13 protein-coding genes are annotated in these 15,030 nt (G+C 52.1%); 5 read left to right on the plus strand and 8 right to left on the minus strand.

Annotated features, from left to right (window positions below):
- Positions 1–125: 125 nt before the first annotated feature.
- Together RTU96_RS10685 and RTU96_RS10690 are read right to left on the minus strand one after the other, a co-directional pair.
- Entirely contained in the window at positions 126–1,901 is a 1,776-nt protein-coding gene (locus tag RTU96_RS10685; RefSeq protein WP_312636592.1) for an ABC transporter ATP-binding protein, read from the minus strand.
- On the minus strand, positions 1,898–3,715 hold the full coding sequence (locus RTU96_RS10690; protein ID WP_312636593.1) for an ABC transporter ATP-binding protein: 1,818 nt from the start codon (positions 3,713–3,715) through the stop codon (positions 1,898–1,900). The genes RTU96_RS10685 and RTU96_RS10690 overlap by 4 nt, the downstream gene beginning before the upstream one ends.
- 252 nt (positions 3,716–3,967) lie before the next feature.
- On the opposite strand from RTU96_RS10690, the gene RTU96_RS10695 reads away from it, so the two are divergent.
- Positions 3,968–4,909 carry an AraC family transcriptional regulator gene (locus RTU96_RS10695; RefSeq protein WP_312636594.1) on the plus strand — a complete coding sequence of 314 codons (942 nt, stop codon included), beginning with the start codon at positions 3,968–3,970 and terminating at the stop codon, positions 4,907–4,909.
- Between the two features lie 152 nt (positions 4,910–5,061).
- Here RTU96_RS10695 and RTU96_RS10700 read toward each other — a convergent pair whose 3' ends face one another.
- Complete coding sequence (locus tag RTU96_RS10700) at positions 5,062–5,325, minus strand: DUF4177 domain-containing protein (RefSeq protein ID WP_312636595.1); 264 nt, start codon at positions 5,323–5,325, stop codon at positions 5,062–5,064.
- A gap of 831 nt (positions 5,326–6,156) precedes the next feature.
- Positions 6,157–6,426 (minus strand): zinc-ribbon domain containing protein, encoded by a 270-nt coding sequence (locus RTU96_RS10705; RefSeq protein ID WP_293010144.1) that lies wholly within the window; start codon positions 6,424–6,426, stop codon positions 6,157–6,159.
- A 110-nt stretch (positions 6,427–6,536) separates the two neighbouring features.
- On the opposite strand from RTU96_RS10705, the gene RTU96_RS10710 reads away from it, so the two are divergent.
- From RTU96_RS10710 to RTU96_RS10720, 3 genes are all read left to right on the plus strand, one after another.
- The gene (locus RTU96_RS10710; protein ID WP_312636596.1) at positions 6,537–6,674 is read left to right on the plus strand and encodes a hypothetical protein; all 138 of its coding nucleotides are present in this window, start codon (positions 6,537–6,539) and stop codon (positions 6,672–6,674) included.
- A 192-nt stretch (positions 6,675–6,866) separates the two neighbouring features.
- On the plus strand, positions 6,867–7,706 hold the full coding sequence (locus tag RTU96_RS10715) for a pirin family protein (protein WP_312636597.1): 840 nt from the start codon (positions 6,867–6,869) through the stop codon (positions 7,704–7,706).
- Between the two features lie 52 nt (positions 7,707–7,758).
- Positions 7,759–7,971 (plus strand): RNHCP domain-containing protein, encoded by a 213-nt coding sequence (locus RTU96_RS10720; RefSeq protein WP_397356870.1) that lies wholly within the window; start codon positions 7,759–7,761, stop codon positions 7,969–7,971.
- Positions 7,972–8,181: 210 nt separating this feature from the next.
- On the opposite strand, the gene RTU96_RS10725 is transcribed toward RTU96_RS10720, so the two are convergent.
- The 4 genes from RTU96_RS10725 to RTU96_RS10740 form a co-directional block, all read right to left on the minus strand.
- Positions 8,182–9,171 (minus strand): ABC transporter substrate-binding protein, encoded by a 990-nt coding sequence (locus RTU96_RS10725; protein WP_312636598.1) that lies wholly within the window; start codon positions 9,169–9,171, stop codon positions 8,182–8,184.
- The gene (locus RTU96_RS10730; RefSeq protein ID WP_312636599.1) at positions 9,168–10,607 is read right to left on the minus strand and encodes a sensor histidine kinase; all 1,440 of its coding nucleotides are present in this window, start codon (positions 10,605–10,607) and stop codon (positions 9,168–9,170) included. The genes RTU96_RS10725 and RTU96_RS10730 overlap by 4 nt, the downstream gene beginning before the upstream one ends.
- Positions 10,604–12,226, minus strand: a complete 1,623-nt coding sequence (locus RTU96_RS10735; RefSeq protein ID WP_312636600.1) for a response regulator — start codon at positions 12,224–12,226, stop codon at positions 10,604–10,606. The genes RTU96_RS10730 and RTU96_RS10735 overlap by 4 nt, the downstream gene beginning before the upstream one ends.
- Positions 12,227–12,328: 102 nt before the next feature.
- Positions 12,329–13,399, minus strand: coding sequence for a GntR family transcriptional regulator (locus RTU96_RS10740; protein ID WP_312636602.1), 1,071 nt, complete (start codon positions 13,397–13,399; stop codon positions 12,329–12,331).
- 534 nt (positions 13,400–13,933) lie between these two features.
- Between RTU96_RS10740 and RTU96_RS10745 the strand changes: the two genes are divergently transcribed.
- Complete coding sequence (locus RTU96_RS10745) at positions 13,934–14,950, plus strand: ABC transporter substrate-binding protein (RefSeq protein WP_312636604.1); 1,017 nt, start codon at positions 13,934–13,936, stop codon at positions 14,948–14,950.
- The last annotated feature ends 80 nt before the right edge of the window (positions 14,951–15,030 follow it).

Below are 15,030 nucleotides of genomic sequence, written 5' to 3' on the forward strand. Positions count from 1 at the left end.
ATTATATATCAAAATCCTTGAGAATAGGGTGTCAACTTTATTTATACAACATCAGAACGAATCGAGGGAAATTTCTGCAACTGTTAAGCCTTAAATGTTTATTGCGCGCCTTTTCCAGACCTCGCTCATCGGCCTGTACCCTGTATAGCTGCAGAGTCTTTTCCGCGAAAGTTCCAGTTCAGGGATTTTTGCTGCATATTCCAAAGCTTTGCATACAAGCCCTCCTGTGAAAGAAGCCTCTGGTGCGTGCCTTGTTCCTTTAGCTGCCCATCCTCCAGCACGAGGATTTGATCCGCGTTTTGCACTGTTTTCAGTCGATGGGCAATCATAATCACCGTGGTATCTTTTACAAGCTCGCTGATGGCCTGCTGCACAAGAGCTTCGTTTCGGGCGTCCAAACTGGCGGTCGGTTCATCCAGCAGAAGAACCGGGGCTTTTTTGAGAAGCGCCCGCGCAATGGATATCCGCTGTTTTTCGCCGCCTGACAGGGTACTGCCGCCTTCGCCTACCATAGTGTCATACCCGTCGGGCAGAGCCATAATGAAATTGTGGCAGCCCGCTTTTTTGGCGGCTTCTGCCATCTCTCCCTCGCTGGCGTCCTTTCTGCCGAAAAGGATATTCTCCCGGATGGTTTCGTTGAACAGATAGACATCCTGCAACACCATGGATACCTTCTCCTGCCACAGCTCCGGCGACAGGGAGGAAAGAGGCTTTCCGTCAATGAGAATTGCACCTTCGCTCACATCCCAAAACCGTGTAATCAGCCGCAGAATGGTGGATTTTCCGCTGCCCGAAGGCCCTACGATGGCTGTTAAGCCGCCGCGAGGAATCGCAAAGGAAGTGTCCTTCAAAACCCGCCCTGCGCCCGCGGTATAAGAAAAGCCCACATGGTCAAAGCAGATTTCGGGGTCGTTTCCCGGCTTACCATCTCCTGACATTTCCGACGCCTGCATGGTGCTGTCCAGCCTTTTTGCCGAAACATAGTGATTTCTCAGCATCATCATATTGTTGACGGCCGTAATCACCGGCGTGAGAATTTTCGTGCCGATAATAATAATGCTGATAAATTCCACGGCTGTGAGGGAACCGCCCATCAGCAGATAGCCCCCCGCCATACACATCAGGGGAAGACCGAACTGCACGATAGAGGTGCACAGGCGCATCAAACTGCCGGAGCCGCTTTCCACTTGGATATACGTTTCCATCAGGTGATGATATGCGGTTTTCAGCTTTCCGAAGCCCTCTCCCGTCTGGTTATAGCTCTTCAGCGTTTTCATACCGCCTAAATACTCACCCAGATTGGTTGCCGCCTTATCTCGTGCCAGCGCAATGCGGGTGGCATTTCGATCCAGCGTTTTCATAGAAGCCGTTAAAATGATTGCCGCGACAGGCAGAGAGATATAAAATGCCGCCGCCATCAGAGGGTTAAAAATGAACATGAAAATGGAGGTGAGCACGCAGGAGAGCACTACGCTAAAAAGTCCCGAAAGCGTGCCGGTCATGGCCTGCTGAATGCTTAAAAAATCTCCGGCAAAGTTATTGATCAGCTCGCCCTTTTCCTTGTTGGAGAAAAACCCGAGGGGCAGGCGGCGCAGTTTTTTTACAAAGGAAATACGATTCTCCGCCGTATGCTCCGCCGACGGCAGGAAGCTGTTGCTGTAAGCAAAGTATCCGATCACGAACTGAGCTAGAGCCAGAACCCCTAAAGCACCCGATGTAATCCACAGCATGCGGAAGTTCAGAGAGTGTGGCGCCCCAAAGGCGCCCGCAATCATGTTGATGATGACATAAATAATGATCGCGGGAAACAGATTGAAAAAATCCTCAAAGAAAAGCCACATGGCAGGGCGGGCCAAATGCTTTGGATGACCAAAGGTCAACTTTTTTAGAACCTGTTTCATATGGCTTCGCTCCTTTCCCGATTGGTGGTGCCTTTTTTAATACTCCAGGAGTCCACTTCGTTTTGGAGTGTCCAAAGCTCCTGATACAAAGTGTCCCGCCGCATTAGAGTGTCATGTGTGCCGGTTTCCTGAATCTCGCCCCTGCTGAGCACCAGAATTTGATCCGCACCTTGAATGCTTGGCAGCCGGTGGGCGATAATGATTACCGTCCGATTCTCAATCAGCTTGTCAATTGCCTGCTGAATCAGGTTTTCGTTCTCTGCGTCGGAATAGGCCAATGCTTCATCTAAGATAACGATGGGAGAATCCTTGAGAATGGCTCGTGCAATCGCTAAACGCTGCGCTTCGCCACCGGAAAGCCCAACGCCGCCGCTGCCGATCACGGTGTCGTATCCCTTTGGTAGCCGCATAATAAATTCATGGCACCGGGCAGCCTTCGCGGCGGCAATCACCTGTTCCTTTTCCAAGGGCCTGTTCATGGTGATGTTGCCGTATACGGTATCTGAAAATATGGTTGTATCCTGAAATACGAACGAAACATATTCCATCAGGCGCGAGGGTGAGATATCCCGGATATCCACGCCGCCAATGGTGATTTTTCCGGAAGTCACATCCCAAAACCGGGAAATGAGCTGACCGATAGTGCTTTTGCCGCCGCCGGACGGCCCCACCAAAGCGGTCATTTGCTTTTGCGGCGCGGTGAAGCTGATGTGGCTCAGTGCCAGCGTATGAGAGGGATCGGCGGTGTCCTGATAGGAAAAGGATACGTCATGGAACTTGACATCGAACGATTCCGGAATCTTTGGGGTGACCGGTTCGGGCATCGGCTCCATGCGCATGATTTCGTCGATATTATGCAGTGCAACAGTGATTTCCCCCATGCGGGTGCCGTAGTTGACCAGCTCCATCAGCGGGGCGCAAATAGCGGGCGTCAAGATAAGCCCCATAATGACCGACAGTAAAACCGATGTATTTCCGGGATGCTGCCAAATGAGAAATGTCCCCACCGGAACCACGACGGCCAGCAGGGAAAGTATCATCGTTTTATAGCCTTCATAAAACGGAGCCACCCGCTTGTAAAGTTTCATTTCCCAATTGCCGTATTTCTTTGTGGTATCGCCGAGGCCTCTGGTGATGGTGCCCGTCAGACCAAACAGCTTTACCTCGGCAATTCCGCGGACATATTCTGAAAAGGCACCCGTCATTTGTCCCGATACTGCTGCAAGCCCGGTCAGAATATCCTGTCCCCGGTTTCCGCCCCATACGGAAAGCTGCAAAGCGCACGCAAGGATGACGGCGGCAACAACCGCCAGAGCCAGCCACAAGTTCAAGCGGCCAAGTCCAAGCAGCAGCGCCAAGACAGCACACGCCGATCCGACGAGATCAGGCAGCAGATGTGCGATGAATATCTCGATTTTTTCGATGCTGTCATCCATGGTTTTTTGTACGCTTCCGCTGGTATGCTCCGTGAAGAACCCCATCGGCAAGCGCCCCATATGCTCCATAACACGGATGCGAATTCCGTACAGCACACGGAAAGCAACCTTATGTGCGCCAAAGCTTCCGAAAAAGGATAATACCGTGTTGAGCAATATACTGATAGCGGCTGCAATGCTCCACAGTAAAATTCCGCCGGAGAGACCGCCTTGCCTTGCCGCCGGAAGTAGCAGCCGGGCGATATGATAAACAGATAAGTAGGGAATCATACCGCAGAGCGTGCCAAGGGACATGAAGGTACAGCTAAGCAACAGCTTGCCTTTTCCTTCGGCCGCGATATCAAAGAGCCTGAATAAAACAGGCTTTTTTTTGTTCATGTAGGTGCCTCCTTTTCTTGAGTTAGCAAAATCTAACCAAAAAAAGTATAGCATTGGACAAAGTGTGATTCAAGACCTCAAAAGCAGGACTTTATAGATACTATTGACATTTTGCACTTGCCTTCTTATACTGAAAGCACAGGGGATTTATTTGAGAGTGTGCTTATTCAATTGTCCTAAATAGAACTATATATTCCGAAACAGAACCCGGAAAGGGGTGCGTATATGCAATGCTTTTACAGCGTATCAGACATGCTGCGTCAATATGAAGCGTGTGGATGGAAACGAACCGGTATCCGCTATGGGAGTTGCCTTGAGCCGCCGGCCGAAGTTGCGTCCGGGCATATTCAGGCATGGGGAAACCCGGAAACTTGTTGTTTTATTGATACAGATATCGTTTTTCATGCGGATTTGATGGAGCGGTATTATTATCAGGCAAAGAGCATTCAAATCACGTTTGTTGAGGATATGGCTTTGAGCTATTACCAGAAAAAAACCGAGCGCAATGAGGCCCGGTTTGGAGTGTTCTGTTATGTAAATAATCTTCCGCGACCATGGTATAAGCGATTTTCTTCCGGTGAAGTGCAAAAAGCATCCACGATTTATATAACAGATCAATTTCTTGAAGGCGCCGGAGCAGTATTTTCGGACAATCTCTGGAATCGCACAGCGCATGCAGTGAACAACAGGGATGTGTCACTTCCGCTATTGGCCGATATTTGCAGAGAAATCAAGTCCGCTGAGATGAGCGGGGAAGCTTTCTTCTTGTTTTTGCAGGGGAAAGCTTTGGAAGCCGCCGGATTGCTGGTAGATTACACGCTTTCTTTTGGCTTGGAAAGGACGCCAAGTCTAACTACTAAAGCGAGGGATGCGGCGAAGTCGGCATTACAAATCTTAAACCAATCCTTTGTCCAGCCTCCTGTTATTGAGGATATGGCAAAGTCAATTGGCATTAACAAACAAACGCTTCAAAGAGCTTTTCAGCAGCTTACCGGTCAGTCTATCCACGAATATATCAAGGCAATACGTATGGAAAAGGCGGTTTTCCTTTTAACTGATACGACAAAAACCATTGATGACATCGCCAAAGAAGTGGGATATCAAAGCAAGGGGAATTTTTATAAGGCGTTCGCGGAAACCTTCGGTTGCACACCAAACGAAATGCGAAAAAATGAGACAGATTCAGTGAATTAAATAGTTAAATATGGGCCACGAATTTGAGCGGTACTGGAGACTACCACGATACCCATTAAATAAAAGGAGGATATAGGGATGGTTATTTTTGAGAAGCAAAATGTGAGAATTGTAAAAACCGCTGCGGCTTTAAGCCGCAGCGGTTTTCTTATTTATAAGCGTTCAAAGACAAGGGTGGCCTGAATGCGGTCGCCGCCGAGCAAACCGCCGCTTTGTCCCGATGCTGTGGAAATGGTGTGCAGACGATATCCCTTTGCTGCCTGGGTGTTAATTACATGTTCCAGCTCTGTCAAATTGCCGGAGCCGGTGCCAATAAACTTTTCTTTAAGTGTCACCTGCAAAACAACATAGGGCAGATCACTTCCGGAAGCCACGGAATAGGAGGATTCTTTGCGTGCATTGTCCATAAAACTCATAAAAACATCTTCTTTCTATTTCATTCCGCACCGGGGCGGTTTTTTACGGTCTATTTGCCTGCGGTTGCGTACATTGTGATCCACCAAACAAGGCCGGTTGCCGCCACGGCAAGCCCCCACCACGTCTTAAAAAGCAACGCGCAGCCGATGAGAAGGATTGCGCCGCCGGATAACAGCATGCCCCAGAAGTGCGTGTCCGACGTGCCATCAAGCCTGACAACATCAGCGCCCGAGTATCGTATGGGCCTTGCATCGGGTTTACAGACACAAACGATGAGCCATATCCACCAAAGGAAAAATCCTCCGATTGCATTTCGGATACACGAATCGTTTGAATGACCTTTGTTTTTTACGACTGTCCGACAGGCAAGCCCAAAGATTAACCCGCCGATAAAGTATCCGCCCAGCACAGCGACAATGTGCGTCTGCAAGATAGTAAACAGTCCGCTATAAAACGATCCCATAAATAACTCCCTTCCGCGTGCTATTGCAAGATTGGCTTACTCTGGCCCGAATTGAGCCTTTCAAGCTGGGACGCTATTTTGAAATCTCACGCTGGCGCTTGCGATAGCGTCTTCCGGGCGAGAGCGGCTATAAATTTCCATTTTGCATTTGTCGGCTCCGGCAAATGAATCTGAAGTGCAGCTTCCCCGTGAGATTGGGTGCATTCCTCATTTATGATACTTTTAAGCATAATACCACATTGTGGTAAAATCAACCGCAAATAATTATAAAAAGCGCTTAAAAATGACTTTATGAAACGTCTAATGAGTGAATGAGGGCGATAGTAATAAAAAAAGGCGCCTCCGAAGAGGCGCCTGGGTGCAAGGGTTATCTACGGAAACAATCGCTGCAATAGATGGGGCGATCTCCCCGGGGCTCAAAGGGAACTTTGCAGGGCTTTCCGCACTCGGAGCAAACAGCGTCGAACATCTGGCGAGCATTGCCGCCCCGGACGTTCCCCTTGCGGGCGTCGCGGCATGATTTGCAGCGCTGGGGTTCATTGGTGAAACCCTTCTCCGCAAAGAACTCCTGCTCTCTGGCGGTAAAAGTAAATTCCTGGCCGCAGTCCTTGCAAACGATGGTTTTGTCTTGAAACATGAGATACCTCTTTTAAATTAGTTCGCCCTGTTCGGCGACGTAATTAGCATACGCCTATGTGAGCAATAAGTCAATACAATGTTTTGAGGATTATAGAGAAAGAATAGGGGATGAGTCAGTGGAAGTCTCCTTTGACGGGCAAAAAAGGCTGCTGCGTGGGCTTCGGCCTTGATGCGGCACCCACTATTTCGGAGGCCGTGCTTTCTCAGGTTCAGCCGGGAGAGTATCTCATGGTGCCCATAAGATGAACAGTAGGTCGGCATAATGGAGATTTTCAATGAACGCGGGTTGAGGCTTTTTTTGTGAAAAGATGTGTGGTATGATTAAGATATGACTGAAGTGCCATCAAACCCACAGAATTGGGGGACGTATTTGCTATCCCTAAAGAAAAAGGCCACAAAGGCAGAGAAGTCGATTTATTTACGCAGGAGGAAAAGTATATGGAAAGAAAAGTTCAGCAGAAGGTGCAGGGATTCCGAACTCAGGACGGAGCCGGAGTGAGTCTCGTTCGCGTCTTGGGACATGGGACCGTTGAGGAATACGACCCGATTTTGATGCTTGACTCCTTTGACAGTATAAACCCGGATGAGTACACCGCCGGTTTCCCCATGCATCCCCACAGAGGAATTGAAACCGTCAGCTACGTCTATCGCGGACAAATGACCCATAGAGACAGTCTTGGAAACTCGGATACCATTGGAGACGGAGAGGTTCAGTGGATGACGGCAGGCTCGGGGATTTTGCACGAGGAAAAACTGCCTGCGGCTGAAAGAATGCTGGGTGTGCAGCTCTGGCTGAATCTCCCGGCGAAGGACAAGATGTGTCCCCCAGCCTATCACAGTATCAAAAATACCGAAATCGAAGAGATTCCGCTGGAAAACGGAAAGCTAAGGCTGCTCGCCGGGGAATATGAAGACAAAAAGGGCTATGCAAGCAACTATCTGCCGCTGGACTATTACGATATTCATTTGAATGCCGGGGCTTCCGTCGTGATCAATACGGAAGATACGCGTTCCGTCATGGTTTTCACGCTGCTGGGCAGCGCGACCGTGGGCGGAGAGCTGATTCAGGAAAAAACCGCGGTAAAGCTTACAGCGGGAAGCCATGTGGAAATTAAGGCGGGCGCAGAAAACGCGCAGGTCCTCTTTATCAGCTCTGTGCGGTTGGATGAGTCTGTCTCCTGGGGCGGCCCGATTGTCATGAACACGAAGGCCGAATTGCAGAAGGCGTTTGACGATCTGGACCGGGGGACCTTCCTGCAAAAAGAGATTGCATACTGAGGGATGAAGAGGATATGTCGGACAAGATTCGACAAAAAGATTTTCTTTTTCTGTGGCTGTCTGGGTGCGCAAGGGCGGCGAATGGGCGGTGATTCACCGATGCCGTGTTTGCGGCGCTCTTTCTTCTAACCGTGTTGCGGCGGACGATAATCTGATGAAGCTTATGAGCATTGCGAGGAAGCCTCTGTGCGAACCGCCGTTTCCGCTGGAACGCATAGAGGAGATGGTGGCCTTAATGGGCGGCGAGGGCAGCTTGTTGAAGTGACCAAAAGCGGGCAAAGAAGCCTGCTGGAAGACCAAGTCTCACAGGCATTGATGCGGCGTGGAATGATGACTGCACTTAGTTTTGTATCAATAAAGCGACGGCAGTTCCCCTTGAGAAGTCTCAGGGGGAACTGCCGTTTTTTGCGGGGGTTGCCTGACTCATGAATCTTTCAGCCAAATTGCGGGGCAGCGGCAGCCGTATGTGCCGAAATCAATATAGCCGAGCGGCGATCATTTCCTCCGTCAGCGTTTCTTTTGTAAAGGAACGTTCTTCGATATAGTGCTCCTTTTCAGGGGTTCCCCCTGATTCAAGAATCCGGATAACGCCTGCTGTCAGCGGGCCAAGCAGGGGGTTGCACTCCATCGCCAGAGAAATTTTTCCGTTCAGGCACTGGGTAAGGCAGTTGCGGGTGGCGTCAAACGAGATGACGGCGATGCCGCCTTCGCCGCAGGTATATCCGGCTTCTTCCAGCGCTTGAATGGCGCCGAAGGCCTCGTTGTCATTTTCACAGTAGACCACATCAATCTCCGGGGGAACTTCTTGTTCGGACAAGTATTGTTTCACTTCTTCATAGGTCTTGGCCTGCGTGAAATCCCCGTCCAGCCGGGCTTGCAGCGTCCAGTCAGCGTGGCTTTCCAATGCCTGTTCCAGCGCCGCTGTGCGGCCAATCTGGGCGGTGGAGCCCATTGTGCCCTGAATATGAATGATATTCAGGGTTTCCTTTCCTCCGGAGTGGGCGTAGTCCTCCAGCCAGGCCACCGCTTTTTCCCCCTCCATGCGAAAGTTGGACCCCACATGGGCGACAAAAAGAGTTTCATCCTTCACATCTACCATCCGATCAGCCACAATCACGGGAATTCCGGCGTCTTTGGCCTCCTGAAGCACGGAATCCCAGCCGGTTTCCCGCAGGGGCAGCAGCACGATATAGTCCACCTTTTGCTGAATGAATTTGCGGATAGCAGTGATCTGGTTTTCCTGCTTTTGCTTGGCGTCCTCAAACAGAAGGCGATAGCCGCCGCTCTCGGTGAAAACCGCTTTCATGGATTCGGAGTTGGCCACCCGCCAGTCAGATTCGGCCCCCACCTGAGAAATGCCCACGACAATCAAAGCATTCTCGGGCGGGGAAGAAGGCGTCTGTCCGGCGCAGCCGGACAAAATCATCGCCGAAATCAACGCGGGCAGTATCCATCGTATCTTCATGGCGTGCTTTCCTCCTGCAAAAAGCGTTTCGGAATCCGAACTGTCACGGTGGTGCCGATTCCTTCACGGCTGGTAAGCGTCAGCCCGTAGCCCGGGCCGAAGAACAACCGGATACGCTCATGCACCGTGGAGAGACCGAATCCCACTCGCTCGCCCCGGGCCATAGCCTGACGCAGTTCCTCCAGCCGCTGAGGCGGAATCCCCACGCCGTCATCCGTCACCTGAAGCACCACGTCGCCGTCCTCCGCCCGGCCTACCACATAGATGTGGCCCAGCCCCCGCTTCATTTTGATCCCGTGATAGAGGGCGTTTTCCACCAGCGGCTGCAACGTCAGCTTTGGAATCAGAAATTCCCCCAGCTCCGGGGCAAGGTTGACGGTGTAATGCAGAATATCCTTATAGCGCACCTGCTGGATTTGAAGATAGCTGCAAACATGGCGGCCCTCCTCCTGCAAGGAGATGACGTCCCGGCCCTTGCTCAGGGAATGGCGGAAAAAGTCGGAGAGATTGGAAACCATCTCCACCGCCTCCTGCGTCTTGTCCGCTTCGATGAGCCAGATAATGGTATCCATGGTATTGTACAAAAAGTGGGGGTTAATCTGAGATTGAAGCAGCGCCAGCTCCGTTCGCCGCAGCGTTGCCTGCTTTTGTGTGTTCTCCCGGATTTGGGCGTTGAGACGGCTTGCCATTTGCTCCACGCCCACGCTGAGGGTCTGAATCTCGTACATTTCGGACTGCACCGGCGTGTGGGCGTTTAAGTCCCCCGTACTGATGGCCTCCACCCGGTCGCACAGATTTACAATCGGCCCTGTGATGGATTGCCCCAGACGGAAGCTTCGCCGGGTGGAAAGCAGCACCAGAGCGATGATGAGAATCGTCACAAGCACAACCTCCACGAAAATCTGGTGGGAGAACTGCGTTTGCAGGGTGTTCAGATAAACTGCTTCGTGATAGAGGTAGGTATACATATATTCCTGAATTAGGGCGGTGAGCACATAGATGTTGTTTTCAAGCTGGGCCTGCCGCTCGTCATAGCTTTGGATTGTCTCAATCTGAAAAATCTTTTCCTCCAGATTTTCACACAGGTCCAGTACGCTGGAAATTGCAAGACGGCTCTCCTTCTGGGTGGTGGTGCGCAGAAGGCTTCGGGCCAGAAGCTGGGCGTCCTCCACCTCTCCGATGGGAAGACCTTCGGAATACTGGCTTTCAATGACATAGTAATACATCTTAAGGTCGATGGTTTCCTTGAAATCCTGATTGAACTCCGAAGCCGTGGTCACGTTGTGCAAAAGACCCTCGTAGTGCCGGTTGTAGGCTGTGAGCAGCCCCAAAATAGCCGCCAGTATCACGATGGCGGGCATGGCGAAGGACACCAGAAGCCGGCGCATGTTGCTCTGGACCGAAAGCGATTGGTCCGCACGGGCAAACAGCTTCATGGCCTGCCCCTCCCGGCGCGATAGTCCCGGGGGGTGCAACCCTGCGCTTTTTTGAAGAGAAAGCTGAAATAGTGGGGGTCCTTGTACCCCACTTCAAAGGCGATTTCTCCGGAGCGCTTCGCGGTGGAACGCAGCAGCTCCCTTGCCTTTTCCATCCGCTTTTCCGTCAGGTATTCCGTCAGGGTGCAGCCCATTTCCTGACTGAACACGGCGGAGAGGTAGTTGGGGCTGATATTGACCTGCTGAGCCACCCGGTTCAGCGAAAGCTCGTTTTCCATATAGTGCTGGTCCAGATAGCGGACCGCCTGCTGCAAGAGACCGTGGTACTGGCGGTTGGAGGTTTTGTCCCGCAGGTCCGCCGCGGCGATTAAAACCTCGCTCAGGTATTCTTTCAGTTCCTCTGCTGTGACGTTCCGGCCCACCAGCTCCAGACAGCCGAGGCTGTCTAAAAACGTCTCCTGGTTGCAGCCCAGCGTCTGGGCGTACTCTGCGGCGGTGAAGCGGGCGCTCAGCATGAGGTACTGGCAAAAGGGCTTTGATTCAAGGGCCTCCGCAATGCCGCCCAGATACTCGTCCACAAAATTGGGGATTTCCTCCACACCGGCGCTGCGCATTACCCCCAGTAAAATAGAAGGATTGACCTTGGCTGCGTCCAGCCGCGTCAAATTGCCGTCGCCGCCGGTACCGACAAAAAAGTCCACAGTGTCTTTCGTCAGAACGTGCCGCTCCGGCACAATGTGCCGGTACGCCCACAGACGGGATACCTCTTCAAAGCAGGCGGGCAGCGTGCTGAGCCGTTGTGTGGGGGTTCCTACCGCCACATACCAACTCATTCCCGAAGGGCCTGACTCATATAGGCCCTGAACAGTGCCGATGCACCGCCGTATATAGTCCGGCATCCGGGCGGTGTCCCCCTTGAGCAGCACGGCATAGGTGGTCAGATTCCAGCGCAGGAGGGTATATTCCGGATATTTTAGAAAATGCTCCAGCAGCGCGTCCCGAATTTGCGCCCCCGGCTCCGAGTACTGTTCTGCTTCCCCTGGCTTTTCCGGAAGGATCGAGAAAAAGGCAATGGTATAGCACTGGGCCCGCAGGTCCAGATCCATCCGGTCGGCCTGCTCGTAAATCTGCTGGATGGAGAGCTGCCCAGCCACTACCTGCTCAAAAAAGCGGCGGCGGGCATACTGCTCGTATTCCTGTGCCTCCACATGAAACTGCGTCAGGTAGCCGCCCTGAACCCACTCGCTCTCAATCTTTTCGCGGATATGCTCCAGTACCTCCAAAAGCTTACTTTTGGTAACGGGCTTGAGCAAAAATTGCTCCACGCCGATGTCGATGGCCTGATGGGCATACTCAAAGTCGTCATAGCCGGAAATAATGATGACCTTTGTTTTTGGCAGCTCGCTGAGTACCAGCTTGCTTAGGGCCAGACCGTCCATAAAGGGCATCCGGATATCGGTAATCAGCACGTCCGGCTTTGTCTGGCGGATCATGGGCAGGGCAAGCTCACCATCGCCGGCTTCCCCCGCAAACGTATATCCATACTGCCCCCAAGGCACCGTGTCCCGCAGAGTCTCCCGGATGATGCTCTCGTCCTCCACCAAAAATACGCGCAGCAAAACGGTCCCTCCCCCAGACGGTCTCCGCCGCCTTTTTTAACAGAATACCATATCCGCCGGAAAACTTCCATCGCGGTTTTAAAATACTAGATTTGGTCGAGCTTAGCTGCTGGCGCGCTCTATCAGCTCCCAACCCAGCGCATGAGAGGAGCCGCCCAAGCCCTGAAACATATGAATCAACTGTTCGGCGGCGACATGCCCCATCTTGTTGTTTCTATGGCACAGGGAGGTGATGGGCGTGGAGCCGATTTGACTGTAATAGCTGTTGTCAAAGCTGACCACAGCCATATCCTGCGGAACTCTGATCTTCATGGAGAGCAGCGCCTGCACCAGCAGGTGGGCGATTTCATCATTATAGCAGATGACTGCCGTGGAGGCGGAGGCCTGCGGCTCCAAAAGATGCCGGAGCAATTGTGGATCACGTTGGTCCAGCAGCACGGTCCGGTCGTGGGTATCATACCAGCGGAAGCTGTCGTCACGGATGGGAAGGCCTGCGTCCCGCAGGGCGCAGACCACACCGTGGTAGCGCTGAGGGCCCTGAATATCGTCGCTTTTAAAGATTCCGGCGATGTTTTTATGCCCTTTTCCGATGAGATAACGGGCCAACTGATAGCCGCCGCCGTAATTGTCGTCGGAGACGCAGGGGACGCCGGCCAATTCGGCATAAGCGCCGTGAAGAAAGACAATGGGAATATCCGCCTGACGCAGCTTTTCATACAAATCAATGTTGGGGCTGGGCAAGGCTGTTTTCGCGCCCTCCACCAAGATTCCCCGTACTGGCTCCAAAAGCAGCTTGCATAGGATTTCCCGTTCCCGCATAACTTCATTCTCCGTGGAGAACACCAGCGTGGAATAGCCCTCCTGCGCAAAAACAGTCTGCGCATCATGGAGCACCGTCGGGAAAATGTAGTCGTCCAAAAAGGATGTAATCACCGCAACTTGACGGGAGGCAATATCCACCGGTTTTCCGGTGGCATAGATGCCGCTGCCTTGCCGGGTTGCCACCAGACCTTCCTCCGCCAGAAGCTGAATCGCGTGCCGCACGGTCTGTCGGCTCATCCGGTATCGCCGGGCCAGCTCCGCTTCCGTGGGAAATTTGTAGCCGCCTGAAATGCCCCCGCGGAGCAGTTCCTCCCGCAGGATGCCGGCTAAAATACTGTACTTTGACGCCATTGTATCCACCTCTGTCTCTATGATCAATAGTTTGATTATACCAGAGTTACCATAATATAGCTAAAAAATTAAGTTAATTTTTCTGCGTTTTTCGCAATGTGCCCAAAACAAATTTTGAAACTTATCCCATCTTTGTACAAGAAATTGGACATGCAGACCATAAAATAATCCACTTTCAAAAGGAAGTTCCCGCCCTCAGGCATGAAATGGGCAAGTATGTATAGTCTTTGCGGCTTGTAAGGACATGGCTGGAATCATAAAATTTTGAACAAATATATAGTTTTACAGTAAAATATTAAACAAAAAAATCAATAAAAAGCAAGTACTCCTGAAAGATTGTACGTTGCTTTTTGATTTTCGCAAAATTTGTTTTGTTTATGCATACAAATATGGTGAAATAGTACAAGCGCATATTGACTTTATGACTAGAATCAGGTTTAATGCAGACAAGAAAGCCTGACGGAGGAAGGAAGTACCTTTGGATGACGGCTCTCGCACTACACCAAACGCGATGAATGAAAGTGAGGATGAAACATGAAAAAGTTGCTTAGTCTTGCATTGTCTCTCTGCATGGTTCTCGCTCTGGCCGCCTGTGGCGGCAACGGCAGCGCTCCCGCCGGGAGCGCCGGTTCCGCCGGAAGCGCCTCCTCCGCCCCCGCGGGCGGCAGCGACCTGATCAAAGTCGGTATCATCAACAACGACCCCAACGAATCCGGCTATCGCACCGCCAATGATAAGGATATGAAGGCCACCTTTACCGAGGCCAACGGCTATGAGGCTTCCTTTGCGTACAGCCTGAAAAATGACGAGCAGATCGCCGCCGCCCAGAAGTTCATTCAGGACGAGGTGGATTATCTGCTGATCTCCGCGGCAGGCACCTCCGGCTGGGATTCCGTCCTGCAGGATGCGCAGACCGCCGGTATTCAGGTGATTCTGTTCGACCGTACCATTGACGCGGATGAGAGCCTGTATGTGGCTTCCATCGTCTCCGACATGGCCAAGGAAGGCCAGACCGCCGTGGATTGGCTGGCTGGCCAGAAGCTGGATACATATAACGTCATCCATATTCAGGGCGTGATGGGTTCCGCTGCTCAGATCGGGCGCACCGGCGCATTGGACGCGATGGTGGCCGCCAACGACAACTGGAACATGATTACCCAGCAGACCGCCGAGTGGAACGCGGAAACCGCACAGCAGATTGTGCAGTCCGTCATCGACTCCGGCAAGTCCTTCAACGTCATCTATGCCGAGAATGACGACATGGCCAAGGGCGCCGTGGCCGCGCTGGACAAGGCCAACATTTCTCACGGCGTGAACGGCGACGTCATCGTCATGGGCTTCGACTGCAACAAGTGGGCTCTTGAAGAGCTGCTGGCCGGCAACTGGAACTATGACGGACAGTGCAATCCGTTCCAGGCTTCCTACATCAACGACATCATCCATGAGCTGGAGAAGGGCAACGCCCCCGCCGAGAAGGTCGTCATCATGGACGAGAAGGGCTTTGACGCCTCCACCATCACGCAGGCCGACGTGGATACCTACGGTATCTAAGCTCCGGCAGAGTTAAATCTCAAATAAACCCGGGCGCGCGGTACGGCATATTTGGATGCTTGATCCTTGTAGCCGCGCCG

The sequence above is a fragment of the Oscillibacter sp. genome, from assembly GCF_032018205.1.
Lineage (GTDB): Bacteria > Bacillota > Clostridia > Oscillospirales > Oscillospiraceae > Oscillibacter.

Bases quoted from the DNA above. Each gene is read 5' to 3' on its own strand.
- RTU96_RS10690 (WP_312636593.1), bottom strand. From the start codon at position 3,715: ATGAACAAAAAAAAGCCTGTTTTATTCAGGCTCTTTGATATCGCGGCC.
- RTU96_RS10715 (WP_312636597.1), top strand. From the start codon at position 6,867: ATGGAAAGAAAAGTTCAGCAGAAGGTGCAGGGATTCCGAACTCAGGAC.
- RTU96_RS10700 (WP_312636595.1), bottom strand. From the start codon at position 5,325: ATGAGTTTTATGGACAATGCACGCAAAGAATCCTCCTATTCCGTGGCT.
- RTU96_RS10740 (WP_312636602.1), bottom strand. From the start codon at position 13,399: ATGGCGTCAAAGTACAGTATTTTAGCCGGCATCCTGCGGGAGGAACTG.
- RTU96_RS10725 (WP_312636598.1), bottom strand. From the start codon at position 9,171: ATGAAGATACGATGGATACTGCCCGCGTTGATTTCGGCGATGATTTTG.
- RTU96_RS10695 (WP_312636594.1), top strand. From the start codon at position 3,968: ATGCTGCGTCAATATGAAGCGTGTGGATGGAAACGAACCGGTATCCGC.
- RTU96_RS10705 (WP_293010144.1), bottom strand. From the start codon at position 6,426: ATGTTTCAAGACAAAACCATCGTTTGCAAGGACTGCGGCCAGGAATTT.
- RTU96_RS10710 (WP_312636596.1), top strand. From the start codon at position 6,537: ATGAGTCAGTGGAAGTCTCCTTTGACGGGCAAAAAAGGCTGCTGCGTG.
- RTU96_RS10745 (WP_312636604.1), top strand. From the start codon at position 13,934: ATGAAAAAGTTGCTTAGTCTTGCATTGTCTCTCTGCATGGTTCTCGCT.
- RTU96_RS10730 (WP_312636599.1), bottom strand. From the start codon at position 10,607: ATGAAGCTGTTTGCCCGTGCGGACCAATCGCTTTCGGTCCAGAGCAAC.
- RTU96_RS10685 (WP_312636592.1), bottom strand. From the start codon at position 1,901: ATGAAACAGGTTCTAAAAAAGTTGACCTTTGGTCATCCAAAGCATTTG.